Source organism: Streptomyces sp. L-9-10 (genome assembly GCF_004151105.1).
Classification (GTDB): domain Bacteria; phylum Actinomycetota; class Actinomycetes; order Streptomycetales; family Streptomycetaceae; genus Streptomyces.
In genome coordinates, this window is record NZ_PHRF01000162.1 from 380,260 (window position 1) to 404,201 (window position 23,942).

19 protein-coding genes are annotated in these 23,942 nt (G+C 72.4%); 8 read left to right on the forward strand and 11 right to left on the reverse strand.

All coding sequences use genetic code 11. From position 1 onward, the window contains the following. Positions 1-74 precede the first annotated feature (74 nt). The 3 genes from CU044_RS35220 to CU044_RS35230 form a co-directional block, all read right to left on the reverse strand. Entirely contained in the window at positions 75-1,433 is a 1,359-nt protein-coding gene (locus CU044_RS35220; RefSeq protein ID WP_129772791.1) for an MFS transporter, read from the reverse strand. Positions 1,434-1,494: 61 nt separating this feature from the next. Continuing rightward, the gene (locus CU044_RS35225) at positions 1,495-2,259 is read right to left on the reverse strand and encodes a glycerophosphodiester phosphodiesterase (RefSeq protein WP_129772792.1); all 765 of its coding nucleotides are present in this window, start codon (positions 2,257-2,259) and stop codon (positions 1,495-1,497) included. Continuing rightward, positions 2,256-2,924 carry a hypothetical protein gene (locus tag CU044_RS35230; protein ID WP_129772793.1) on the reverse strand — a complete coding sequence of 223 codons (669 nt, stop codon included), beginning with the start codon at positions 2,922-2,924 and terminating at the stop codon, positions 2,256-2,258. The genes CU044_RS35225 and CU044_RS35230 overlap by 4 nt, the downstream gene beginning before the upstream one ends. 100 nt (positions 2,925-3,024) lie before the next feature. Here CU044_RS35230 and CU044_RS35235 point away from each other — a divergent pair, with 100 nt between their 5' ends. Beyond that, complete coding sequence (locus CU044_RS35235; protein WP_129772794.1) at positions 3,025-4,524, forward strand: PLP-dependent aminotransferase family protein; 1,500 nt, start codon at positions 3,025-3,027, stop codon at positions 4,522-4,524. Between the two features lie 24 nt (positions 4,525-4,548). Here CU044_RS35235 and CU044_RS35240 read toward each other — a convergent pair whose 3' ends face one another. Both CU044_RS35240 and CU044_RS35245 read right to left on the reverse strand, forming a co-directional pair. Next, positions 4,549-6,201: an ATP-binding protein gene (locus tag CU044_RS35240; protein ID WP_240046013.1), complete on the reverse strand. Its 1,653-nt coding sequence runs from the start codon at positions 6,199-6,201 to the stop codon at positions 4,549-4,551. Between the two features lie 38 nt (positions 6,202-6,239). Continuing rightward, positions 6,240-6,434, reverse strand: a complete 195-nt coding sequence (locus CU044_RS35245) for a hypothetical protein (protein WP_030355560.1) — start codon at positions 6,432-6,434, stop codon at positions 6,240-6,242. A gap of 252 nt (positions 6,435-6,686) precedes the next feature. Between CU044_RS35245 and CU044_RS35250 the strand changes: the two genes are divergently transcribed. The 6 genes from CU044_RS35250 to CU044_RS35275 all read left to right on the forward strand — a co-directional run bounded on the left by CU044_RS35250 (position 6,687) and on the right by CU044_RS35275 (position 15,814). Beyond that, positions 6,687-7,079 carry an ankyrin repeat domain-containing protein gene (locus tag CU044_RS35250; RefSeq protein ID WP_129772795.1) on the forward strand — a complete coding sequence of 131 codons (393 nt, stop codon included), beginning with the start codon at positions 6,687-6,689 and terminating at the stop codon, positions 7,077-7,079. 228 nt (positions 7,080-7,307) lie between these two features. Continuing rightward, positions 7,308-8,726 (forward strand): HEAT repeat domain-containing protein, encoded by a 1,419-nt coding sequence (locus CU044_RS35255; RefSeq protein WP_129772796.1) that lies wholly within the window; start codon positions 7,308-7,310, stop codon positions 8,724-8,726. A gap of 185 nt (positions 8,727-8,911) precedes the next feature. Beyond that, positions 8,912-10,030 carry a glycosyltransferase family 1 protein gene (locus tag CU044_RS35260; RefSeq protein ID WP_129772797.1) on the forward strand — a complete coding sequence of 373 codons (1,119 nt, stop codon included), beginning with the start codon at positions 8,912-8,914 and terminating at the stop codon, positions 10,028-10,030. Continuing rightward, positions 10,027-11,220 (forward strand): glycosyltransferase, encoded by a 1,194-nt coding sequence (locus CU044_RS35265; RefSeq protein ID WP_193564146.1) that lies wholly within the window; start codon positions 10,027-10,029, stop codon positions 11,218-11,220. Before CU044_RS35260 ends, CU044_RS35265 begins: the two co-directional genes overlap by 4 nt. Further along, entirely contained in the window at positions 11,217-12,212 is a 996-nt protein-coding gene (locus CU044_RS35270) for an SGNH/GDSL hydrolase family protein (protein WP_129772799.1), read from the forward strand. The genes CU044_RS35265 and CU044_RS35270 overlap by 4 nt, the downstream gene beginning before the upstream one ends. Next, positions 12,209-15,814 carry a hydantoinase B/oxoprolinase family protein gene (locus CU044_RS35275; protein WP_129772800.1) on the forward strand — a complete coding sequence of 1,202 codons (3,606 nt, stop codon included), beginning with the start codon at positions 12,209-12,211 and terminating at the stop codon, positions 15,812-15,814. The genes CU044_RS35270 and CU044_RS35275 overlap by 4 nt, the downstream gene beginning before the upstream one ends. A 6-nt stretch (positions 15,815-15,820) precedes the next feature. Here the strand turns inward: CU044_RS35275 and CU044_RS35280 are convergent, their stop codons facing one another. From CU044_RS35280 to CU044_RS35305, 6 genes are all read right to left on the reverse strand, one after another. Next, complete coding sequence (locus tag CU044_RS35280) at positions 15,821-17,308, reverse strand: branched-chain amino acid ABC transporter substrate-binding protein (RefSeq protein WP_129772801.1); 1,488 nt, start codon at positions 17,306-17,308, stop codon at positions 15,821-15,823. A 5-nt stretch (positions 17,309-17,313) separates the two neighbouring features. Next, positions 17,314-19,275 (reverse strand): hypothetical protein, encoded by a 1,962-nt coding sequence (locus CU044_RS35285; protein ID WP_240046014.1) that lies wholly within the window; start codon positions 19,273-19,275, stop codon positions 17,314-17,316. A gap of 234 nt (positions 19,276-19,509) precedes the next feature. After that, positions 19,510-20,388 (reverse strand): biotin-dependent carboxyltransferase family protein, encoded by an 879-nt coding sequence (locus CU044_RS35290; protein ID WP_129772803.1) that lies wholly within the window; start codon positions 20,386-20,388, stop codon positions 19,510-19,512. Then, entirely contained in the window at positions 20,385-21,008 is a 624-nt protein-coding gene (locus CU044_RS35295; RefSeq protein ID WP_129772804.1) for an allophanate hydrolase subunit 1, read from the reverse strand. Before CU044_RS35295 ends, CU044_RS35290 begins: the two co-directional genes overlap by 4 nt. Further along, positions 21,005-21,769, reverse strand: a complete 765-nt coding sequence (locus CU044_RS35300) for a 5-oxoprolinase subunit PxpA (RefSeq protein ID WP_129772805.1) — start codon at positions 21,767-21,769, stop codon at positions 21,005-21,007. The genes CU044_RS35295 and CU044_RS35300 overlap by 4 nt, the downstream gene beginning before the upstream one ends. Positions 21,770-21,773: 4 nt before the next feature. Beyond that, the gene (locus tag CU044_RS35305; RefSeq protein WP_129772806.1) at positions 21,774-23,072 is read right to left on the reverse strand and encodes an MFS transporter; all 1,299 of its coding nucleotides are present in this window, start codon (positions 23,070-23,072) and stop codon (positions 21,774-21,776) included. Positions 23,073-23,216: 144 nt separating this feature from the next. Between CU044_RS35305 and CU044_RS35310 the strand changes: the two genes are divergently transcribed. Continuing rightward, complete coding sequence (locus tag CU044_RS35310) at positions 23,217-23,927, forward strand: GntR family transcriptional regulator (protein WP_129772807.1); 711 nt, start codon at positions 23,217-23,219, stop codon at positions 23,925-23,927. Positions 23,928-23,942 lie beyond the last annotated feature (15 nt).

The following is a 23,942-nucleotide window of genomic DNA, read 5'->3' on the forward strand; positions in this document are numbered from 1 at the left end:
TCGTTTCTCGACTACGCAGTAACGGTCCGCCTGGCAGGCCAAACGCGTACACTACCGCCCTTTGACTTCAACGTCTAAATCCGTTCCGGCACGGGGTTGCCCGCGGCGGCGATCGCCCGCCGCACCGGCACCCTCGCCAGCAGGACGAAACCGAGCACGAAGAAGATCACCAGCGAGATGATCGCATCCCGGTAACTGCCGGTCAGCTGGAACGCGAGCCCGAACACCAGCGGGCCCAGCCAGCTCAGGCCGCGGTCGCTCATCTCGTACGCGGAGAAGTACTCCGCCTCCTTGCCGCTCGGCACCAGATGCGAGAAGAGCGAGCGGGACAGTGCCTGGCTGCCGCCCAGGACCAGGCCGATCGCCGCGGCCAGCGCGTAGAACGCGACCGGTGCCCCGGACGGCAGGAAATACCCCGCTCCGAGGATCAGCGTCCAGACGGCGAGTGAGCCGAGAATCGTCCGCTTGGCCCCGTAGGACCTGGCCATTCGGCCCATGCCCAGTGCGCCCGCCACGGCGAGTATCTGCACCAGCAGCACGGCGGTGATCAGAGTCGTCTGGTCCAGGCCCAGCTCCTCGGAGCCATAGACCGAGGCCTGCGAGATCACCGTCTGGATGCCGTCGTTGTAGAGCAGATAGGCGAGCAGGAAGGACAGCGTCAGCGGATGGCGCCGCATGTCCCGCAGTGTCGCGATCAGCTGCCCCCAGCCGGTACCGACCGTGCCCGCGCCGTCCCGCACCACCCGGCGGTCGCGCAGCCGGCGCAGCGGGATGAGCGTGAAGGCGCCCCACCAGACACCGGCCGAGGCCAGACAGATCCGGACGGCCGTGGACTCCGAGACACCGAACGAGTCATGGCCGGTGTAGAGCACGAGGTTGAGGACGAGCACCAGCGCGCCCGAGGTGTAGCCGAACGCCCAGCCGCGCGAGGAGACCGCGTCGCGCTCCTCGGGCCCGGCGATCTGCGGCAGATACGCGTTGTAGAGCACCATCGAGACCGCCAGTGAGGCGTTCGCCACAATCAGCAGCAGCGCGCCCAGCAGATAGCGGTCACCGTCCAGGAAGAACATGCCCGCCGTGGCGCCGGCGCCGAGATACGCGGCGAGCGCGAGCAGCGGCTTCTTGCGTCCCGAACGGTCGGCGGCGGCGCCGACCAGCGGCATCACCACCACCGCCACCACGATGGAGAGGGAGACCGTGTACGCGAACACCGAGCCCGCGCGGATGGGTATTCCCAGCGGACGGACAAAGCCGTCCGCGTCCGCCGCCGCCTTCGCCACCGAGGTCAGATAGGGGCCGAGGAAGACCGTGAGCACGCTCGTCGAGTAGACGGAGCACGCGAAGTCGTAGAAGTACCAGCCGCGCTGCTCGCGTCTGCGCTCCGACGCCCCGTCGGCCGACCCGTCGGCACGGTCCACGGTGTCAGCGGTCACCGGTGCTCCCTCGCTCTCCCCGTCGCTGTTCCCAGCCTTTCCCGGCGCACGCCCCACCTGGTCAGTGCCAGGCTCCCCGCGCGGTCAACACCGCGCGCAGCGTCTCCAGTTGATCAGTCATGATGCCATCCACACCGAGATCGAGGAGCGCCTCCATCCGATCCGGATCGTTGACCGTCCAGACATGCACCTGGAGGCCGCGCGCGTGCGCCGTCCGTATGAAGCGCTCGTCGACCACCCGGACACCGTTCTGGGTCTCGGGGACCTGGGCGCAGACGGCGCCCCGCCGGACGGGGGCCGGGATGCCGTACGAGCGCAGCCGCAGGCCCAGCACGCCCCGCACCCCGTACGAGGTGGCGAGCCGGGGGCCCGCGAGACGGGCCGCGCCGGCCACCCGGGCCTCGGAGAAGGAGCCCACGCACACCCGGTCCCAGCTGCCGGTCCTGCGGATCAGCTCGACCAGGGGGAGCTGGGCGGGGGCGGCCTTGATGTCCACGTTCCAGTGCGCGTCGGGGAACTCCTCGAGCAGTTCCTCGAAGAGCGGCAGCGGCTCGGTCCCCGCCACTCTCGCCCGGCGCACGTCCTTCCAGGACAGATCGGCGATCCGGCCGCGGGCATCGGTCACCCGGTCCAGCGTCGAGTCGTGGAAGGCGACGAGCCGGCCGTCCGTGGTGGCGTGCACATCGGTCTCGAAGTAGCGGTATCCGAGCCCGGCGGCGCGGCGGAACGCGGCGGCGGTGTTCTCCAGGCCGTCCGCCGTGCCGCCGCGATGGGCGAACGGGATCGGGGCCGGCCGGTCCAGATAGGGGTGGGGTACGCGAGTCACCGCCGCAGTATGGCCTGTCCCGGTGACCCGGTGGCGACCACCGTGCTGCCGTTGTCCGCCGCCGGGATGGCGAAGACGCGCAGGAACAGCTGGGCGAGCGGCCCGATGGCCAGGGCGTAGGCGACCGTCCCGATACCCACCGACCCGCCGAGGACGAAGCCGGTGACGACCACCGCCACCTCGATCCCCGTACGGACGAGCCGGACCGAGCGGCCGGTCAGCCGGTGCAGTCCGGTCATCAGACCGTCCCGCGGGCCCGGTCCGAACCGGGCCGCGATATAGAGACCGGTGGCCACTCCGTTGAGCACGATGCCCCCGATCAGCAGCGGGATACGGACGGCCAGGCGGTGGCCTTCGGGGACGAGGGCGAGCGTGGCGTCCATGGCGACGCCGATCACGAAGACGTTGGAGACCGTGCCGAGCCCGGGGCGCTGCCTGATCGGTATCCAGAGCAGCAGCACCACCGCGCCGACGATGATCGAGACGACCCCCATCGTCAGCCCGGTCAGCTCCGCGAGTCCCTGGTGCAGCACACCCCACGGCTCCAGACCGAGGCCGCCGCGCACCAGCAGCGCCGAGCTGGCCCCGTACAGCGCGAGTCCCACGTACAGCTGGATGAGCCGCCGGGTGAGATGTGGACCGCGGAGGCCGGAGGTGATGGACATGGTGGCGCCCCCTGATGCGATGGTGGACTGATACATGACACTCTGTGGCGGGGTGGCAGATGCCAGCCATGGCCAATTCGGGGAAGGTGGACTGATTTCCATGGCCCAGTGGACTTCCGCCGTCGGTGCGGCTCAGCTCGCCCGTCAGCTCAAGACCCAGCAGCGCGGGCCCAAGGGCCCCGGCACCCGCAGGCCGCCCGCCTACCGGGCGCTCGCCGACGGTATCCGGCTGCTCGTCCTGGAAGGGCGTGTCCCCGTCGCGGCCCGGCTCCCCGCCGAGCGCGAACTGGCGCTCGCCCTGACCGTGAGCCGTACGACCGTGGCCGCCGCGTACGAGGCGCTGCGCGCGGAAGGGTTCCTGGAGTCCCGTCGGGGCGCCGGCAGCTGGACGGCCGTACCCGCGGGCAATCCGCTGCCCGCGCGCGGTCTGGAACCGCTGCCGCCCGAGTCGCTGGGCTCGATGATCGACCTCGGTACCGCCGCGCTGCCCGCCCCCGAGCCATGGCTCACCCGGGGTGTCCAGGGCGCGCTGGAGGAGCTGGCGCCGTACGCGCACACCCATGGCGACTACCCGGCAGGGCTGCCCGCGCTGCGGCAGATGCTCGCCGACCGCTACACCGAGCGCGGCATCCCGACCATGCCGGAGCAGATCATGGTCACCACCGGCGCGATGGGGGCGATCGACGCGATCTGCCATCTCTTCGCGGGCCGGGGCGAACGGATCGCGGTGGAGTCGCCCTCGTACGCCAATATCCTCCAGCTGATGCGGGAGGCGGGCGCGCGACTGGTGCCCGTCGCCATGGCGGAGGGGCTGACCGGCTGGGATCTCGGGCGCTGGCGTCAGGTGCTCAGGGAGGCGGCCCCCCGGCTCGCCTATGTCGTCGCCGACTTCCACAATCCGACGGGCGCGCTGGCCGACGAGGATCAGCGGCGGCAGCTGGTCGACGCCGCGCGGTCGGCGGGCACGGTGCTGGTCGTCGACGAGACCATGTCCGAACTGCGGCTCGACGCGGATCTGCGGATGCCGAGGCGGGTCTGCGCGTTCGACCCCGCGGGCGGCACGGTCATCACGGTCGGTTCGGCCAGCAAGGCGTTCTGGGCGGGGATGCGGATCGGCTGGGTACGCGCCGCGCCGGATGTGATCCGGTCGCTGGTCTCCGCGCGCGCGTACGCCGACATGGGCACCCCGGTGCTGGAGCAGCTCGCCGTCAACTGGCTGATGCGGACCGGCGGCTGGGAGGAGGCCGTCGCCCTGCGCAGGGCCCAGGCGCGCGAGAACCGCGACGCGCTGGTGGCGGCGGTACGTGACCAGCTGCCCGGCTGGGAGTTCGAGGTACCGGGCGGCGGGCTGACCCTGTGGGTGCGTACCGGCGGACTGTCCGGATCACGCCTGGCCGAGGTGGGCGAACGGGTCGGCGTACGGGTGCCCTCGGGGCCCCGCTTCGGAGTCGACGGGGCGTTCGAGGGGTACGTACGGCTGCCGTTCACCGTGGGCGGCCCGGTCGCCGTCGAGGCGGCGGCGCGGCTGGCGGCGGCGGCGCGGCTCGTGGAGACCGGGGCGAGCACCGGCACGGACGCGCCGCGCACCTTCGTGGCCTGACGCCCCCACGCGTCCGGGGCCGCGTCAGCCCTCGGCGGGTACGACGCCGCCGGCCGGCCCCGAGGCGGCGGCCGGCGCGCGCCCGTGGCCCGGCGCGCGCTCCTGGTCGGGAACCGACGGCGCGGCGGTCCGTTCCGCGGTGGCCGGATCCTCGGCGGGGGCCGCGACCGCCGAGGGGGGCGGCGGAAGAAGACCGAGGACGGCGCGGCGGTGCGCCTCGCTCGTCGTGTCGTCGTACGGGTCGGGCGTCGCCGGGACCTGGAGCCTGAGCACCGGTCCTGTGCCGAGCCGCGCGTACCCCCTGCCGGGCGGGGTGTCCGCCGGGGGTGTGGAGCGCGGCGGCGCGCCCAGCACCGCTTCCACCTGGGCGGGCGCGGCGGCCCCGAGGATCACCCGCGCGCGGGTGTAGGTCAGTACGGCCTCGCTGAGCGTGTCCAGGCTGTCGAGCTGGTCGGCCACGACCACCGTCACATGGGCCGATCTGCCGTGCCGCAGCGGCACCTTGAGCAGCTCCTGCGGATCGGGCCGTCCCTCGGCGGCGGCCAGATGGCCGAAGACGCTGGGCCGGTCCAGCAGGATCCACAGGGGGCGCTTGGTGTCCTCGGGTGCCGGAAGGCCCGACTGCCCGGCCCGGTTGGCGGCGATCAGCCGGCGCTCCGTCTCGCTGGCTGCCCACTCCAGACCGGCCAGCGCCCCGGCCAGTCCGCACTCCACGGCCAGTACGCCCGTACGCCCGGCCAGACAGCCGAAATCGCCGGTTCCGCCGCCCTCCACGATCAGGACCTCGCCGTGCTGGGCGGCCTGGAGCGCGAGAGAGCGCAGCAGGCTGGTGGCGCCGCTGCCCGGCAGACCCGTGACCAGCAGATGCGGGGCGGTGGAGCGCGGTCCCGTCCGCCAGAGCACCGGTGGCTCGTCCCGGTTCTCGCCGTCAGCCACGACCGGGACGGTGCGCCGTACCGCGCTGTGGTCCGTGAAGCCGAGCACGGTCTCGCCGGGGGCGGTGACGAAGGGCTGGGCGACGATGGCGGTGGAGAGCGCGGGAAGCACGGTGACCGTGAGCTGGTTGGCCTCCTCCTCCCACTCGAAGAGGTACTCGCGCCCGCGGCCGCACTTGGCCTGGAGCAACTGCTCGATCCGGGCGCGCACATCGGGGTCGCTGTCGGGGAAGTACGGGGGGTATCTCAGCTGGAGCCGGGTGAGCCGTCCGCCGGAGTCGAAGGCGTGGTCGTCGAACGCCGCTCCCCAGGCGCCGCCGTGGGCGTAGAGCGGATTCGGGTCCTCCGGCACGGCGAAGTACGGCACCAGCGCCTCGTAGAGGGACTGGAGCCGCTTGACCTCCGTGTCGTCGGGTCCGGTCGGTACGGGAGTGGTGTCGCGTCCCTTCCACCCGGCCACGCCCATCAGTGTGATCAGGCCGAGGAGCGGCCCGTACGGGATGAGCGCGACCACCAGAACGCAGGCCGCCACCAGGAACAGCGCGGGACCGCGCCGGTCCTTCGGGGTGCCGGCCCACTTCTGGCGTGCCGCGGTGGCCAGCATGCGCAGCCCGCGGGAGACCGTGATCAGCGGATGGAGGACGTCGGTGGCGCTGTCGGCGGCCGTGCGGGCCAGTTCGCGACTGCGGGCGATCTGGGCGCTGCCGCTGGTCAGAATGCGGGGGAGTGGTCGCCGGGCCACGGATGTCTCCTGATGGTGCGGAAGGGGGCGGGCGGGCGTCAGAACTTGATCCCGCCGATGAGCCCGGCGAGGCTCGCGCCGCCGGCCGTGATGCTCGGCGCGATGGCCGTGCCCGCGAGATAGAAGCCGAAGAGGGCGCAGACCATGGCGTGCGACGCCTTGAGTCCGTCCTTGCGGAAGAAGAGGAAGACGATGATTCCGAGCAGCACCACGCCTGACATGGACAGAATCATGAGAGTTCTCCTGGTTCGAGGGGACAGTCACCATGAGTTCTTCCAGGATCACCGAAAGTATCTATGCGATAAAAGGTGCAAATGAGTGAAATGCGAGGTATTTCACTGTGCTGGCCCACGGGGCACGGTGGCGCCCGTGAGGGGCGCGGTCCGCAGTACCCTGTCGGTTTATCCGTACGGCGCCAAGCCCGTACGGAGCAGGTCAACGGCGTGTGAACCGGCGTGCGAGCCGGACTGAAAGGCGGTCCACCGATGAGTGAGACACCGGATCCCGACGTGGTCGAGCTGGCCACGAAGGTCTTCGATCTGGCCCGGCGTGGTGAGACCGAGGCGCTCGCGGCCTACGTCGACGCCGGTGTGCCCGCGAACCTCACCAACGACCGCGGCGACTCGCTCGTCATGCTCGCCGCCTACCACGGCCACGCCGAGGCGGTCGAGGCGCTGATCGCGCGCGGCGCCGACGCCGGACGGGTCAACGACCGGGGGCAGACCCCACTCGCCGGGGCTGTCTTCAAGGGCGAGGACGCCGTGATCCGGGCACTGCTGGCCGGCGGCGCGGATCCAAGCGGAGGAAACCCCTCCGCGGTGGATACCGCGCGGATGTTTGGGAAGACGGACCTTCTGGAGCTGTTCGGCGACTTGTGATGCCCCGGGTGAGAGACGTCGTAAATGTGGTCGCGGTGGCGAAATGGCTGGGTCATCATGACGTCGGGCCCACAACGGGTCATCAACGAGAGGCAGGGAAGATGGTCTGCATTAAGCGGAAGACGACGGTCGGCCGATCATGTTGCCGCGCGGTCTAGAGCGGGAAGGGTGCCACGTCCCCCGGTCGCACCCCCGGTTGCGTCGACAGCTTGATGTGAGGCTTTCCCCATGTTCGATCCAGTCATAGCGCCGAGCGGCACCTTGCTCGGGCTGTTGCAGAGAGGCCGCGGCGACGGAACGCTGCACGCGCTCGCGGCACCCCGCGCCGAGGCGCTCGCCGCCCTCAACCACTGCGTACTGAACGACCCCCGCCACGACTGGCAGGTCGAGAACCGTTCGCTGTACTACGCACGCCTGTATCTGGATCTCCACGGTGGTCTCGACGCCATCGACCACCATCTCTTCCGGGCCGAGGACCACTTCGACACCGAGGAGTCCAGGACCGGCCTCGCGCTCGCCGTGCTCGGCCATCTCGCCGCGTACGGCAGGCACGACGCCCTCGACCTGCTCAGGCGGTACGCGGCGACCGGCGCGAACTGGGCCTGGGCCCTGGACGAGCTGGCGCTGCGCGACGACGACACGGGGCTGCGCGCCCTGGCCGTACCGGTCCTCGCCAGATTCCCGGCAGGACCCGAGGGCGACGCCGCACTGGCGTCGGTCGTCCGCGACGCCTTCGAGCCCCGGCCCTGGCGGCTCTGGGCCGACGATCCGCGGCCCGCGGTCGGCGCGCGGATCAGGGCCGCCGGAGAACAGGGCTCCTTCGACCGCTGGCAACGGCAGCTGCGGCCGAGCGGCCCGCGCCCCGGCTGGAGCGTGCGCGCCGTCTTCGACTGGGCACAGCAGGCCCTGGAGCGCGGCACGGAGATGCACGGGCCCGCGGCCCGCTGCCTCACCGCCGTCGCCGGGCCCGACGACCGCCCGCTGATCGTCGAGGCCGCGCGCAACGGCCCCGACGGCGCCCGCTGCGCGGCGCTGCACTATCTCGCCGAGGTCCGTGACCCCGTCGTCCTCGATCTGATCGAGGCGGCGGCCGGCGGCCCGGACCGCACCGTCGCCGACGCGGCCGTCGCCGCCTTCGAGCGGATGTGCGTCGACGAGGCGGTCGACCGGGCCCGCGGCTGGGTCCACAGGCCCGACGCGCTCGGCGCGTCCGCCGCCGGCGTGCTCGCCTGCCGCGGCGGTACGAAGGACACCGCGCTGGTCCTCGGCGCGCTGCGGGAGGCCGTACGGTCCGAGGGCCCCGACACCCAGCGGCTGTGGACCCTCGTCGACGGCGCGGGACGCCTCGGTATCGTCTGCGCCGCGCCCGTGCTGCGCCATGTCTACCGGGAGACCGCCTCCTCGCATCTGCGCGGCCGGACGGCGCGCGCGCTCGCCGCCACCGACCCGTCCTACGCCACCGGCTTCGCCGTCGAATGCCTGTGGGACTGCGAGGAGACCACCCGGGAGGTCGCCGCGCTGCACGCCGAGACCGGAGACGTACGCGTGGCGGAAAGACTGCGGCGGCTGGCCGCCGATCCGGCCGAGGAGGCCGAGGTGCAGACCGCCGTGCGCAGCAGGATGGGCCCGGACGCCGCCGCGCGGTGAGACCGGCGGCCACCGCCGCACCCCGTCGTGTACGGCCGGAAACCTTCGCTCCGTAAGCCGGTCCGTACGGTCTGTGCGCCTTCGTCGCGTCCGGGGAACGTCCCGCGTCCAATGCTCACGGGACGTTCCCCACGCGGAAAGATCCACGTTGGCAGGGACACGCTCGGCACGACGACAACACGGATATGCGCGTCGTCATCGTCACCGAATCCTTCCCGCCCGATGTCAACGGGGTGGCACACTGCGCCCTCCAGACCGCCCGGCATCTCGCCGCCCGCGGTCATGATCCGCTCGTCATCGCCCCGGCCGTCGCCGGGGATGCCGAGATCGACGCACCGTGCCCCGTGGTACGCGTGCCCTCACTCCCGCTGCCCGGCTATCCGCAGGTGCGGGTGGCACTCCCCAGCCGGCGCATCGCGGCGGCCATCACCGCGCACCGCGCCGAACTCGTCCACCTGGCCGGACCCTTCGTGCTCGGCGTACGCGGCATGACGGCCGCCGCCCGGCTCGGTGTCCCCGCCGTCGCCGTCTACCAGACCGACCTCGCGGGCTACGCCCGTACCTATGTGGGCGCGGGCGAGGCCGCGGCCTGGCGGCGGATCCGTGCCGTGCACACCGCCGCCGACCTCACCCTCGCGCCGTCCAGCGCCGCCGCGAACGACCTCGCCGAGCACGGCATCCCGCGGGTGCGGCTCTGGCCGCGGGGCGTGGACACCGTACGGTTCCGGCCCGAACTGCGCGACGAGGAGCTGCGCAGGCGGCTCGCGCCCAACGGGGAGCTGATCGTCGGCTATGTCGGCCGGCTGGCCCCCGAGAAGCATGTCGAACTCCTCGCCGGGGTCTCCCGGCTGCCCGGCGTCCGCGTCGTGATCGTCGGGGACGGGCCCAGCGAGACCTCCCTGCGCGGGGCGCTGCCCGGCGCGGTCTTCCTCGGCCGGTCGACCGGTGACGAACTGGCGCGGACCTTCGCCTCGTTCGACGTGTTCGCGCACACAGGCCCCTACGAGACCTTCTGCCAGACCGTGCAGGAGGCCATGGCCAGCGGGGTGCCGGTGATCGCGCCCGCCGCCGGCGGACCGCTCGACCTCGTCGACCACGGACGTACCGGACTGCTGGTCACCCCGCACGACGTCGACGCCGTCACCACCGCCGTGGAGGAACTCGCCTTCGCCCCCGCGCTCCGCGCGGCCTACGGGCAGGCGGGCCGCGCCACCGTCGAGGGCAGGACCTGGGCCGTCGTCGGGGACCAGCTGCTCGACCACTACACCGAGGTGCTCGGCGCCCGCACGGCGGTGGTCGCGTGAGCGCCCTGAAGATCGTACGGCTGGCCAACTTCGTCACCCCCGCCTCGGGCGGCCTGCGCACCGCGCTCCAGGAGCTGGGCAGCGGCTATCTCGCGGCCGGGCACCAGCCGGTGCTGATCGTGCCGGGGGAGCGGGAGTCCGACGTGGACACCTCGCAGGGGCGGGTGATCACCCTGCCGGGGCCCGTACTGCCCGGCACCGGCGGATACCGGGTGCTGAGCGCGCGGCGGCGGCTGCGGGAGGTGCTCGAAGAGATCGGGCCCGACCGGCTCGAGGTCTCCGACCGCACCACCCTGCGCTGGACGGGGGAGTGGGCACGCCGCCATCGCATCCCGTCCGTGATGGTCTCCCACGAGACGGCGGACGGGGTGCTGCGCACCTGGGGTGTGCCCGGGGTCGCCGCGGGCCGGGCCGCCGACCGGCTCAATCTGCGCACGGCCTGGGCATATTCGCGGATCGTCTGCACCACGGAGTGGGCGGAGCGGGAGTTCCTCCGGATCGGGGCCCGCAATGTGGTGCGCGCACCACTCGGTGTCGATCTGCGCCGGTGCACGCCGGAGCGGTACGACGCCGAGCTGCGCTCCCGGTACGTGCGTACGGGTGAAGTACTGCTCGTACTCGGCTCCCGGCTGTCGGTGGAGAAGCGTCCCGGCACCGCGCTCGACGCGCTCGCCGAGCTGCGCGAGCGGGGTGTACCCGCGGTGCTGGTCGTCGCCGGAGACGGTCCGTTGCGGGCCGGACTGGTGCGCCGGGCCCGTGCCGAACGGCTGCCCGCACTCTTCCTCGGCCATGTGCGCGACCGCGAGGCGATGGCCGATCTCCAGGCTTCCGCGGACATCTGTCTGGCGCCGGGCCCCGCCGAGACCTTCGGGCTGTCGGCCCTGGAGGCGCTGGCGTGCGGCACACCGGTCGTCGCCAGCGCGTCGTCGGCGCTGCCCGAGGTGATCGGGGACGCGGGCATCGCCGCCCGGGACAACGCCTCGGCCTTCGCCGACGCGATCCAGGAGCTCCAGGCCCGCCCCGAGGGGACGCGCCGTGCCGCGGCCCGCGCCCGCGCGGAGCTCTTCAGCTGGGAGAACGCGGTCGCCGCCTTCCTCGCGGCCCACGATCTCCCGGTCGGCGTACCGGTGCTGAACAAGGTCCCGTCGCAGGTCCAGCAGGCCCACCGGCCGGAGGGAGAGGCGAGATGACGACGGAGGCGGAGAGCGGCACGCTGCCCGCGGACGCGGCCCCGGATCGGGAACGCCACCAGGAACGGCACCAGAAACGGGACCACGAACGGGACCTGGCGCAGGACCGGGTTCCGGACGTGGCCGCGCCGCCGCGGGCCCTGCGCTACGCGGCCCTCGGAGACTCGCTCACCGCCGGGATCGGCGACCCCGTCGACGGCGGATGGCGGGGCTGGGCCGCCCTGCTCGGCGCGGGCGTGGGCGACCCCGGGACGGGCGTACGGTTCCACAACTTCGCCGTCAGCGGCGCGCTCACCCGCGACGTGGAGGAGAAGCAGACCCCCGCCGCCCTCGCCTTCGCCCCCGACCTCGCCTCCGTCGTCGTCGGCGTCAACGACACCCTGCGCCGCGCCTTCGACATCCAGGACCTCGCCGTGCGCCTCGACCGCGCCTGCGGCGCACTCGCCGCGCACGGCACCGTACTGCTGACCACCTGTCTGCCCGACCCCGGCAGAATGCTCGGGCTGCCCGCGCCGCTCGCCCTGCCCCTCGCCCGGCGGCAGCGCGCCGTCAACGCCGTCGTCCACGCCCTGGCGGCACGCTACGACACCGTCCATCTGCACATGGCGGAGGCGTCCTGGGTCGCCGACCGGTCCCTGTGGAGCGCCGACCGGCTGCACCCCGCCGAGCGCGGGCACCGGATGATCGCCGCGCGCTTCCACGCACTGCTCGCCGAACGGGGACTGGCCCTCGGCCCCGAACCCTCCCTGGCGGCCGACCAGCCCCCGCCGAGCCGCGCGGCCACGCTGCGCTGGCTCGCCACCTCGGGCACCGGATGGGTGGCGCGCCGCTGCCGGGATCTCCTGCCCGAGCTGCTGCGGCTGGCGGGCGACGAGGTGACGCACTGGGCGCGCGGCACCGGCGCCCGGCTCGATCTGCACGCCGAACTCGCCCTTTCCCGCGCGCTCGCCGCACTGTCGCCCGGCGCTCCCCTTGCCAGAATGGGGGAATGACCGGGCGCTGGGAATTCTGGATCGACCGGGGCGGCACCTTCACCGATGTGGTGGGCAGGCGCCCCGACGGAGAGCTGGTCACACGGAAACTGCTCTCGCACCATCCCGAGCGGTACCAGGACGCGGCGGTGGCCGGCATCCGGCTGCTGCTGGGCCTCGGTCCCGACGATCCGGTGCCCGCCGACCGGATCGACGTCGTCAAGATGGGGACGACCGTCGCCACCAACGCGCTCCTGGAGCGGCGCGGTGAGCCGACCGTCCTCCTCATCACCGAGGGCTTCCGCGACGCCCTGCGCATCGCGTACCAGAACCGGCCCCGGCTGTTCGACCGCCATATCGTGCTGCCCGAGGCCGTCTACGAACGCGTCATCGAGGTCCCGGAACGTATCGACGCGCACGGCGCCACCGTTCGGCCGCTCGACACGGACGCCGTCGCCGCCGCCCTCCGCACCGCCCACGAGGACGGCTTCCGCAGCGCCGCCGTCGTCCTGATGCACGGCTACCGCCACCCCGCGCACGAGAGCGCCGTCGCCGGCGCCGCGCGGGCGGCGGGCTTCACACAGGTCAGCTGTTCCCATGAGGTCAGCCCGCTGATCAAGCTCGTGCCACGCGGCGACACCACCGTCGTCGACGCCTACCTCTCACCGATCCTGCGCCGCTACGTCGACGAGATCGCCCGTGAACTCCGTGGAATCCGGCTGATGTTCATGCAGTCCAACGGCGGCCTGCGGGAGGCCGCCCACTTCCGCGGCAAGGACGCCGTGCTGTCGGGACCGGCCGGCGGGGTCGTCGGGATGGCCCGTACGTCGGAACAGGCGGGCTTCCGCCGGGTCATCGGCTTCGACATGGGCGGCACCTCCACCGATGTCTCGCACTACGCGGGCGAGTTCGAGCGCGAACTCGGCACCCAGGTCGCCGGGGTGCGGATGCGCGCGCCCATGATGAACATCCACACCGTCGCGGCGGGCGGCGGATCCGTGCTGCACTTCGACGGCCAGCGCTACCGCGTGGGCCCCGACTCGGCGGGCGCCGTGCCCGGCCCCGCCTGCTACCGGCGCGGCGGCCCGCTCACCGTCACCGACGCGCAGGTGATGCTGGGCCGCGTCCAGCCGGCCCACTTCCCCGCCGTGTTCGGCCCCCACGGCGACCAGCCGCTGGACGTGGAGGCCGTACGGGAGGGCTTCGCGCGACGGGCCGAGGAGGTACGGAAGGCCACCGGCGTCCGCCGCACCCCCGAGGAGGTCGCGGCCGGCTATCTGGAGATCGCCGTCCTGAACATGGCCAACGCCGTCAAGAAGATCTCCGTACAGCGCGGCCACGACATCACCCGCTACGCCCTCACCAGCTTCGGAGGCGCCGGCGGCCAGCACGCCTGCGCGGTCGCCGACGCGCTGGGCGTCGACACCGTGATCGTCCCGCCGCTCGCGGGCGTGCTCTCCGCGTACGGCATCGGGCTCGCCGACGCCACCGCCATGCGGGAGCAGTCCGTCGAGGCCGAGCTGACCGAACCGGCCCTGCGCCGGGTGCGCGAGCTGTGCGACTCCCTCGCCGGGCACACCCGCGCCGAACTGCGCGCCGACTCCGTCCCGGACGACGCGATCACCACGCGCGCGCGGGTGCTGCTGCGCTACGCGGGCACGGACGCGAGCCTGCCCGTACCCCTGGACGGAGTCGCGGCCATGACCGCGGCCTTCGTGGCCGAACACCGCGCGCGCTACGCCTTCACCATGGACAAACCGCTGGTGGTGGAGGCGGTATCGGTCGAGGCCGTCGGCGCGTCGGGCCCGCACCTCCCGTACGCGCCGCCCACGCCGCCCGCCGGGACCGGCGGGCGCGAGCCGTACGCGACCGTCGGGATGTTCACCGGAGGACGTGTCCGGGACACCCCGCTGTACCGCCGCGAGGACCTGCGCGCCGCCGACACCGTGACCGGGCCCGCGGTGATCGCGGAGGCCGACGCCACGACCGTCGTCGAACCGGGCTGGCAGGCGGTCCCGGGCGAGCGGGGACATCTGCTGCTCACGCGCGTACGGCCACGCCCCACGCGGGTCGCGGTCGGCACGGACGTGGACCCCGTCCTGCTGGAAGTCTTCAACAACCTCTTCATGGCCATCGCCGAACAGATGGGCGTGCGCCTGGAGAACACCGCCCACTCCGTCAACATCAAGGAGCGGCTCGACTTCTCCTGCGCGCTCTTCGACTCCGACGGCAATCTGATCGCCAACGCGCCCCACATCCCCGTCCATCTCGGATCGATGGGCGAATCCATCAAGGAAGTCCTCCGGCGCAACGAGGGCGCGCTGCGGCCCGGCGAGGTGTACGCCATCAACGACCCGTACCACGGCGGCACCCATCTGCCCGATGTGACCGTCGTGACGCCCGTCTTCGACGAACAGGGCGGAACGCTGGAGTTCCTGGTGGCCTCGCGCGGCCACCACGCCGAGATCGGCGGCATCACCCCCGGCTCCATGCCCGCCTTCAGCACCACCATCGACGAGGAGGGCGTGCTCTTCGACAACTGGCCGCTCGTCAGGGACGGCCGGCTGCGCGAGGACGAGACCCGGGAACTGCTCACCACCGCCCGTCACCCCTCCCGCGACCCGGACACCAATCTCGCCGATCTGCGCGCCCAGATCGCGGCGAACGAGAAGGGCATCGCCGAACTGCGCCGCATGACCGACGAGTTCGGCACCGACGTCGTCCAGGCGTACATGGGGCACGTACGGCGCAACGCCGAGGAGTCCGTACGCCGGATCGTCGCCGGGCTGCACGACGGCTCGTACCGCTACGAGACCGACGGCGGCGCGGTGATCGAGGTCGCGGTCCGGGTCGACCCGGAAGCGCGTTCCGCGGTCATCGACTTCACCGGCAGCTCGCCGCAGCTGCCCGGCAACTTCAACGCGCCCAAGTCCGTGGTGATGGCCGCCGTGCTCTATGTCTTCCGCACGCTCGTGGCCGACGACATCCCGCTCAACAGCGGCTGTCTGGAGCCCCTGGACGTACGGGTACCGGAAGGATCGATGCTCGCGCCCGCCCCGCCGGCGGCGACCGTCGCGGGCAATGTCGAGACCTCGCAGGCCGTCACCGGCGCTCTGTACGCGGCCCTCGGCGTGCAGGCGGAGGGCTCGGGCACCATGAACAACCTCACCTTCGGCAACGACCGGGTGCAGTACTACGAGACCGTGGCCAGCGGCTCGGGCGCGGGCGACGGCTTCGACGGCGCGGACGCCGTACAGACCCATATGACCAACTCCCGGCTCACCGACCCGGAAGTGCTGGAGTGGCGCTATCCGGTACGGGTCGACGCGTTCGCCGTACGGGACGGCAGCGGCGGAAGCGGGCACTGGCACGGCGGTGACGGCGTCGAACGGCGGCTGCGCTTCCTGGAGCCGATGACGGTGACGCTGCTGACCGGGCACCGCAGGGTCCCGCCGTACGGCATGGCGGGCGGCGGACCCGGCGCGCTCGGGAGCAACGCGGTGGAGCGCGCGGACGGCACGGTCACACCGCTGCGGGGCGTCGACTCGGCGGACGTGGGGCCGGGCGACGTCCTGGTCATGCGGACGCCGGGCGGTGGCGGCTACGGAACGCCGCCCCGCTGAGCCGGGTCACTGCCCTTCGGGGGGCTTGCCCTGGGCGGAGGAGACCTCGACGAGTTCGGCGCGGCCCCGCGCGTTGAGGCTCAGGATCGGGACGGCCTTGTTCCGCGGATTGCCGTTGTTCCGGAAGGAGATGAAGCCGCTCGCCCCCGCTACCTGCTGCGGCCCGTTCATCTGCTGGAACATCCGGCCCACCGCGCCCCCGGTCACTGCGCCGGGCCCGCCCGCCGCCATCCGGACGCCCTCGGCCGCGGTCAGCACCGCGTCGTGGGCCATGAGGTCCTGGCCGTCGTAGCGGTCGTCGCCCGGGAACCACTTGTCCAGCTGGCCGTTCTCCTGGAAGTACCGCGCGGAACGTTCGGAGACCCGCCCGGGATCGGCCCGCCACATGTCGCGGTGGGCCAGCCCCGTGAAGAGCACCGTGACGTCGTTCTCGACGGCGTGGGCGATCTGCTCCCGGTCCAGGTTCGAGGTGTCGTCACCGGCGAGGACCGTGAACGTATGGTCCGTACAGCTGCGGTTGGCCAGCGAATCGAGGAAGTTGGTGAGGTGCCGGCCGCGGCCGGCGAAGTAGATGACCTGCGGCCGGGTGTCGCAGAGCTGCGCGGGGAAATAGCGCAGTTCGTTCTTCCAGGCGCCGCCGGGCACCGACGAGTCGAACGTCATCCGCTCCGCCACCAGCCGGTGGCCGGTCTTCTTGTCGGGGAACGCCTCGGTGAAGGCGGTGCCCAGCGTGTCCGCGTACAGATTGGTCCTGGCGGCGTCCTGGACGACCACCGCCGTACGGAGCTTCGTGGACCGCTTCAGATAGGCCGCCGCCGCGTACGCCTCGTCCACATTGGTGGGCGAGACCCGTACGAAGCCGGGGATGCCCTGGATATTGGTGGCGGTCATGGTGCTGGCGACGGTGGCGAGGCCGCTCTCGGACAGCTTCCTGAGCGCCTCCAGATTCGGGCCGGTGCTGGGGCCCAGACCGGTCACGGCCACCAGGTTGTCGTCGGAGTCCTTCCGGGCGATCAGCTCGTCCACGGTGTGGTTCCAGTGCGCCGAGCTGCTGCCGGTGTTCGCGATCAGCAGCCGGATCTTGGGCGAGGAGGCGAGATCACCGCGGTTGTGCCGGTACTGCGCGAGATAGGCGCCCTCCAGCTCGTGCCGCACCGAATCCTCGGAATTGCTGTCGTCGTTGGTGAGCGTGAAGGAGGTCATGTACGCGACGCTGACATACGGCTCCTTCTTGGCCTCCTTGCTGACCAGGTCGTTCTCCTCCTTGATCTTCTTCACCACGGTGGCCAGATGGTCCGCGAAGTGGAACGAGCCGTCGGTGACGCCCACGCACTCCTTGTCCTCGCCGCGCTTGACGACACCGTCGTCGCACCGGGCCCGTACGTCCCCGATCCAGCGGACACCCAGCGGGACAGCCACCGCGAGTACGGCGACGACGACCACCCCGATCACCACGCGGCGCACGATGTGCAGCGGCCATTCGAGTCTGCGCATCCCGCTCACCCCTCGCTCGTGGACGTCAGCGGATGGCGCCAGTGGCGATAACGCTCCGCCTCGTTGAACAGCGCCACGACATCGTTCCTGCGCAGCCGCGACAGCTGGTTGAACCCGTCGGCGATCAGATCGTTCAGCCGCATCCCGGGATCGGCGAGCGGATCGCTCCACACCCAGCGGGTGATGATCAGCTCCCGGATCACCCCTCCGGTGGTGACCGCCTCGCCGGGCTCGCCGGGACCGAGGCCGGCCAGCAGATCCAGTGGACCGCCCAGGGAGACGAGCCGGTTGGGCGCCGCCGTGATCGCGTTGAACTCACTGATCCACTGCGCCGCGGGCACCTCGGGGAAACGCCCGACCAGATGGGCGGTCACCTCGTCGATCCGGCCCCAGGCCAGCCGGTGGTACATCTCCTGGACCGTGCGCCCCACGGATCCGAAGTGCTCGGCGAGGAGTTCGTGCACGGTGTCCCAGTCGTCGGGGCGCCGGGCCAGCCGCCACAGCAGCAGCCGCCGCGGCCAGGGGTGGAGGGCCGGCGTCACGCTCCCGGGACCGAGCAGCAGCCAGCGGGCGCGCATCTCGCCGAAGAGCGGGTCCCCGGGGCTCAGCACCCGCGTACCGATCGACAGATCACGCGCGGCGGCGCACTCGGCGAGCGTCGCGCGCCGCGGCTCGTCGATGCCCTGGAGCAGATGGTCGAGCGCCGCGTCGGCGAGCGTGAGTGTCTCCTCGCCGTCGCGCAGCGTCCGGTCGGGCAGCCCGCGCAGCCAGCGGTCCTGCCCGGGACCGTCCTCGGCCGGTACGTCGGAGTGCCGCAGCACCTCCAGGACCTGGTGCACGGCGCTCGGCAGCCCGCAGGTCAGCCGGTGCACGAAGGGCGCGAGGCGGGTGAAGGGCGCCAGATCCGGGTGGCGGCGCAGCTCCAGTTCGATACGGATACGGACCTCGTCGAGGTTGAGATCCCGCAGCCGCAGCGGATACCACCAGGTGTCGTCGCTGTCGCGGGTCGGCCGGTGCTCGCTCCAGTCCGCGAGAGAGGCCCGGTCGGGACCGCGCAGCTGCCAGGGCCACTGGTCGCCGGTGGCCGGGCCCCAGCGCGGCAGCCAGCGGTTGGAACTGGCGACGATGGTCAGCGGATCGCAGGAGAGCCCCGCCACCACGGTGTCGTCGTGCCGGGCGCGGATCAGCAGATCGAGGAAGCGACGGCCGTACTCCGAATGGGAGTTGTCGAGCAGCAGCAGATACGAGCGGGGCGTGAACGAGTGGTCCGCGTTGCCCCGCAGATCCGCCAGGAACGCCGAGAACAGCACGCGGTCGAGCCGCTCCTCGTCCTCCGCGTCGCCGTCGTGCCGCCACAGGTTCAGCTCGACCAGCGCCTCCCACGGGTCCTGGCTCCGGATGAGCGGATGGCCGCCGTACCACGCGGCGCTCCCGGTGAACTTACGGCCGGGCAGCCGGCGACGGCCGCGCCGCAGGGCGTCCCGCAGCAGCGCGAGGGCGGCGGTCGACGCGCCGTCAGGGGCTCCCACGGCGCCGCCCGCCACCTCGAAGAAGGCGGCCAGATAATCGCCGTACCGGGCCTCGGCCCGTTCCTGGAAGGCGTCCAGCTCCCGCCGGATATTGCGCCGCCCCTCGGCCAGGCTGGTCATCCGCAGGTCGTGGTCGGAGGCGAGCAGCCCGAGGGTGAGCCGGGGGAAATGGGAGCGGCGGTACCGTGGCAGCTTCCGTTCGAGCTGCCGGGCGAGCAGCCCCAGACCGTAGCGCGGCAACAGCCCGTGCTCGGCGGCGAGATTGACATAGGCGAACGGGTTCTCGGGGCCGAACTGCTCCATCAGCGCGCTGTGCGCCTCGCTGGCACCACTGCCGCGCGGGCCGAGCAGCATCGTCACCGGCCGTTCCGCGGTGGGCTGCTGCCTCAGACACTCGTCGACGAGGGAGATGATGCCGTTGCGGCCCCTGAGGCCCATGCGCACTCCGGACTCCGTCACGCGCATCAGCCCCCCCGAGCCACGCGCCCCGCACAAGTGGGGCGACACCGTCAAGTCTACCGGAGTGCCTTACAACTACTGCTGATTTTGCGGAGGTTGATGAGATGGACCGTGAACCTGCCCGGACCGGCCCGCCGCGCACAGCGGCTCGCGGCCACGTTCACACCGGCCGACTGCCCTCTCGGTGTCATGCGGCGGTGTCATGCGGCGGTGTCATCCGGAGGACCGGTGCCGTACCACGACGAACCGCACGGGCGTCCCCGGCACGGCCTGCGCCGCCGCCGCGAGGTCGCGCTCGGCCACGACCGCGATGACCGGGTAGCCGCCGGTCGTCGGATGGTCGGCGAGGAACACCAGCGGCCGGCCGTCGGGCGGCACCTGCACGGCCCCCGTCACCATGCCCTCGCTGGGCAGCTCGGCGGAGACGGCGCGCTCCAGCGGCGGGCCCTCCGTGCGCAGCCCGATACGGTTGCTCGCGGCCGAGACCCGGTAGGGGCGCGTGGCCAGCGTGCGCAGGGCCGTGCTCGTGAACCAGCCGTCGCGCGGCCCGAGCCGTATCCGCAGCACCAGTTCGTCGGGCGGGGCCTGTGTGGGCACCCCGTCGGCCGGGACCGCTCGCGCCGTCGCCGGGCCCAGCGGCAGGACCGTACCGACGCGCAGCGGCGCGGGACCGAGGCCCGACAGCAGGTCCGTCGACCGGCTGCCGAGAACCGGCTCCACCGCCACCCCGCCGCCGAACGCCACATAACTCCTGACCCCGGAGACGGCCCTCCCCACCTCCAGCAACGCGCCCGCGGGCACCCGCACGGGAGCACCCCAGGGGGCCGGGCGCCCGTCGACCAGGACCGGGCACGGCGCTCCGGCGACCGCCGCCGTCACCGCGCAGCGCGGCCGTACCGCACAGCCGTCGAGGGTCGTCTCCAGCGCCGCGGCGCCCTCCGGATTGCCCACCAGCCGGTTGACGAGCCGCAGCGCCGGCGGATCGAGGGCCCCGGAGCGCGGCACCCCCAGGTGGGCGTGCCCGTACCGGCCCAGGTCCTGCACGGTGGTCAGCGCCCCGGAGCGTACGACGGAGAGAGCCCGGTCCGTCATCGGCCGGCCGCCGTCGGCACGAACCGCACCCGCGTCCCCGGCGCGAGCAGCGCCGCAGGCACCCGCGCCGGGTCCCACAGGACGGTGTCCGTCGTCCCGATCAGCTGCCAGCCGCCGGGCGAGGAGCGCGGATACACCCCGGTGTACGGGCCCGCGAGAGCGACAGAACCCGGGGGCACGGCGGTACGGGGAGTGGGCCTGCGGGGTACGGCGTACCGCGCGGGCAGCCCGGTCAGATAGCCGAAGCCGGGCGCGAACCCGCAGAACGCGACCCTGAATTCGGCCGCCGAGTGGATCCGCGCCACCTCCTCGGGCGGCACACCCCACAGTGCGGCGACCTCCGCCAGATCCGGACCGTCGTAACGCACCGGCAGTTCCACGGTGTCCGGCACGCGTGTGTCCGGCGCCTCGGCCCGCCAGCCGTGGAGCCCCGTGGCGAAGCCCGCCGGATCGTCCAGGCCGTCGAGCAGAACGGTCCGGGCCGCGGGGACGATCTCCCGCACCGGCGGCAGGACACCCGCGGCACGGCGGCGCAGCAGCTCGGCGTGGAACGCCGCCGTCTCCTCGCCGTCGGCCAGTTCGACGAGGAGCGCCCGGTCGCCGACGGGCAGCGCCCTCATACGAAGGACTCCACCCGGACGCCGGACAGCTCCAGTTGGCGGCGCACCCGCCGGGCGAGATCCACCGCGCCGGGGGTGTCGCCGTGCAGACACAGCGAGCGGGCGCGGACGCCGACGGACCGCCCGTACAGGGAGGTCACGACGCCGAACCGGGCCATGGACACGGACCGTTCCACCACCGCCGAGGCGTCCGTGATCACGGCGCCCTCCTGCCCGCGCGGCACGAGCGTGCCCTCCGAGGTGTAGGCGCGGTCCGCGAACGCCTCGGCGACGACGGGCAGTCCGGCCTTCTCCGCCACATCATGGAGCAGGGAGCCCGGCAGGCCGAGCAGCGGCAGCCGCTCGCCGGTCAGCAGCACACCCTCCACGACGGCCTCGGCCTGCTCCGCGTCATGGACCACCCTGTTGTAGAGGGCGCCGTGCGGTTTGACATAGGCGACGCGGGCGCCCGCCGCCTTCGCGAACACCTCCAGCGCGCCGATCTGGTAGGCGACCTCGGCCGCCAGCTCGTCCGCGGGCACCTCCATCGAGCGGCGGCCGAAGCCGGCCAGATCGCGGTACGAGACCTGGGCGCCGATCCGGACCCCGCGCTCGACGGCCCAACCGCAGACCCGCCGCATGGTGGCCGCGTCCCCGGCGTGGAAGCCGCAGGCCACATTGGCGCTGGTGACGACGGAGAGCAGCTCCTCGTCCTCGGTCAGCCGCCAGTGGCCGAAGCCCTCGCCCAGGTCGGCGTTGAGATCGATGGACGCCCAGGTCATGGAGTCACCTTCCGATCGGTTCGGGTGCGAGCAGTTCGCGGCCGCGGGTCTCGGGCAGCCCGATCAGCGCGAGTACCGCGAGACCGTAACCGACCGCGCCGAAGACCAGGGCGCCCCCCACTCCCCAGCTGGTCGCCAGGAAGCCGACGAGGGTGGGGAACAGCGCGCCCACGGCCCGCCCGGTGTTGTACGTGAAGCCCTGGCCGGTACCGCGTACGGCCGTCGGATACAGCTCGCTGAGGAACGAGCCGAAGCCGCTGAAGATGGCCGACATGCAGAAGCCGAGCGGGAACCCGAGGACGAGCAGCAGACCGTCCGCCCCCGCCGGGATGTTGATGTAGGCCAGGATGGCGACGGCGGACAGGACGGCGAAGATCGCGATGTTCTTCTTCCTGCCCAGCCGGTCGGTGAGATAGCCGCCGGTCAGATAGCCGGTGAAGGCTCCGCTGATCAGGAAGGCGAGATAGCCGCCGGTGCCGACCACCGTGAGGCCGCGCTCCGTCTTGAGATAGGTCGGGACCCAGGTGGCGAGCGTGTAGTAGCCGCCCTGCACGCCGGTGGACATCAGCGTCGCGAAGAACGTCGTACGGAGCAGATCCGCGCGGAAGATCGCGCCGAACGAGCCCTTCTCCGCGCTCTCGCGGCGCTGTGCGGCGGCCTCGGGCGCGTCGTGGACGTTCCGCCGTACGTAGACGATCAGCAGGGCGGGCAGCGCGCCCGTCCAGAACATCACGCGCCACGCGGTGTCCGCGTCCAGGAACTGGAAGACCAGCGTGTAGACGACGACCGCGAGCGCCCAGCCGGCCGCCCAGGCGCTCTGGACGGCACCGAGCGTACGGCCGCGGTGCTTGCCGGAGGCGTACTCCGCGACGAGGATCGCGCCGACCGCCCACTCGCCGCCGAAGCCGAGCCCCTGGAGGGCGCGGAAGACGAGCAGCGTCTCGTAGTTGGGCGCGAATCCGCAGAGCACGGTGAAGACCGCGTAGGTGATGACGGTGATCATCAGGGCCCTGACCCGGCCGATGCGGTCGGCGAGTACCCCGGCGATCGCCCCGCCGATGGCCGAGACGACGAGGGTGACGGTGGTGAGCAGCCCCGTCTGGCCGTTGTCGAGGCTGAAGTACGCGGCGATCGCCACCATGGACAGCGGCAGCGTGAAGAAGTCGTACGAGTCCAGGCCGTAGCCGCCGAACGCGCCGGCGAAGGCCCGGCGCCCCTGCGGCCCCAGGGCCCGCAGCCAGGCGAACGCGCCGGTGTCCTCGGGAGATCCGTCCTTGCTCGGACGTGCTTGTGTCGTGCTCATCTGCACCTCGCAGGAAGGGGAGTGTGCTGGGACCGTGAGCTGAGAAGACCGTAGGGGATTGTTGAACGATCCGACAAGAGACTTGTTGTTTCGTTCTTGCTTCTACGATGAGTCCGTACGCGGACGGAGACGGAAGAGGGCGCTGTGGCGACGAGCGGGACCGAACTCGGCGAGCTGGCGGAGGACCGCCCCCTGCTGGGCCGTACGAGCACGGCGGAACGGGTCGCGGACATCCTCAGGACCCGTATCGCGGAGGGCTACTTCCAGCCCGGCGAACGGCTCTCGGAGGAGTCCATCGGCAAGGCGCTGGCCGTCTCCCGCAACACGCTGCGCGAGGCGTTCCGGCTGCTCACGCACGAGCGGCTGCTCGTCCACGAGCTGAACCGCGGGGTCTTCGTGCGGGTGCTCGCGGTCGAGGACGTCGAGGACATCTACCGCACGCGACGGCTGATCGAATGCGCCGTCGTACGCGGCCTCGGCGAACCCCCGTTCACGCTCGACGGCCTGGAGAAGGCGGTCGCCAACGGCCGGCGGGCGGCCCGCGAGGGGCGCTGGAAGGGCGTCTCGACGGCGAACATCCACTTCCACCGCGAACTGGTCGCGCTGGCCGGCAGCGTACGCACCGACGAACTGATGAGCGCCGTACTGGCCGAACTACGGCTCGCCTTCCACGTGGTGGACGACCCGCGCCTGCTGCACGAGCCGTACCTCGTACGGAACCGGCAGCTCCTGGAATCCCTCGGAGCCGGGGACAGGGACGGCACGGAACGGATGCTCGCCGCATACCTGGACGACTCGCGCGAGCAGCTCGTGGAGGTGTACGCGAGGCTCGTCGCCGCGGACGGGACGGAGTGAGGCGGGAGCCGCTTC

Excerpts from the sequence above, each read along its gene's own strand:
- CU044_RS35230 (WP_129772793.1), bottom strand. The coding sequence starts at position 2,924 with ATGTCCATCACCTCCGGCCTCCGCGGTCCACATCTCACCCGGCGGCTC.
- CU044_RS35235 (WP_129772794.1), top strand. The coding sequence starts at position 3,025 with ATGGCCCAGTGGACTTCCGCCGTCGGTGCGGCTCAGCTCGCCCGTCAG.
- CU044_RS35245 (WP_030355560.1), bottom strand. The coding sequence starts at position 6,434 with ATGATTCTGTCCATGTCAGGCGTGGTGCTGCTCGGAATCATCGTCTTC.
- CU044_RS35250 (WP_129772795.1), top strand. The coding sequence starts at position 6,687 with ATGAGTGAGACACCGGATCCCGACGTGGTCGAGCTGGCCACGAAGGTC.
- CU044_RS35255 (WP_129772796.1), top strand. The coding sequence starts at position 7,308 with ATGTTCGATCCAGTCATAGCGCCGAGCGGCACCTTGCTCGGGCTGTTG.
- CU044_RS35260 (WP_129772797.1), top strand. The coding sequence starts at position 8,912 with ATGCGCGTCGTCATCGTCACCGAATCCTTCCCGCCCGATGTCAACGGG.
- CU044_RS35270 (WP_129772799.1), top strand. The coding sequence starts at position 11,217 with ATGACGACGGAGGCGGAGAGCGGCACGCTGCCCGCGGACGCGGCCCCG.
- CU044_RS35275 (WP_129772800.1), top strand. The coding sequence starts at position 12,209 with ATGACCGGGCGCTGGGAATTCTGGATCGACCGGGGCGGCACCTTCACC.
- CU044_RS35280 (WP_129772801.1), bottom strand. The coding sequence starts at position 17,308 with ATGCGCAGACTCGAATGGCCGCTGCACATCGTGCGCCGCGTGGTGATC.
- CU044_RS35285 (WP_240046014.1), bottom strand. The coding sequence starts at position 19,275 with ATGGGCCTCAGGGGCCGCAACGGCATCATCTCCCTCGTCGACGAGTGT.
- CU044_RS35290 (WP_129772803.1), bottom strand. The coding sequence starts at position 20,388 with ATGACGGACCGGGCTCTCTCCGTCGTACGCTCCGGGGCGCTGACCACC.
- CU044_RS35295 (WP_129772804.1), bottom strand. The coding sequence starts at position 21,008 with ATGAGGGCGCTGCCCGTCGGCGACCGGGCGCTCCTCGTCGAACTGGCC.
- CU044_RS35300 (WP_129772805.1), bottom strand. The coding sequence starts at position 21,769 with ATGACCTGGGCGTCCATCGATCTCAACGCCGACCTGGGCGAGGGCTTC.
- CU044_RS35305 (WP_129772806.1), bottom strand. The coding sequence starts at position 23,072 with ATGAGCACGACACAAGCACGTCCGAGCAAGGACGGATCTCCCGAGGAC.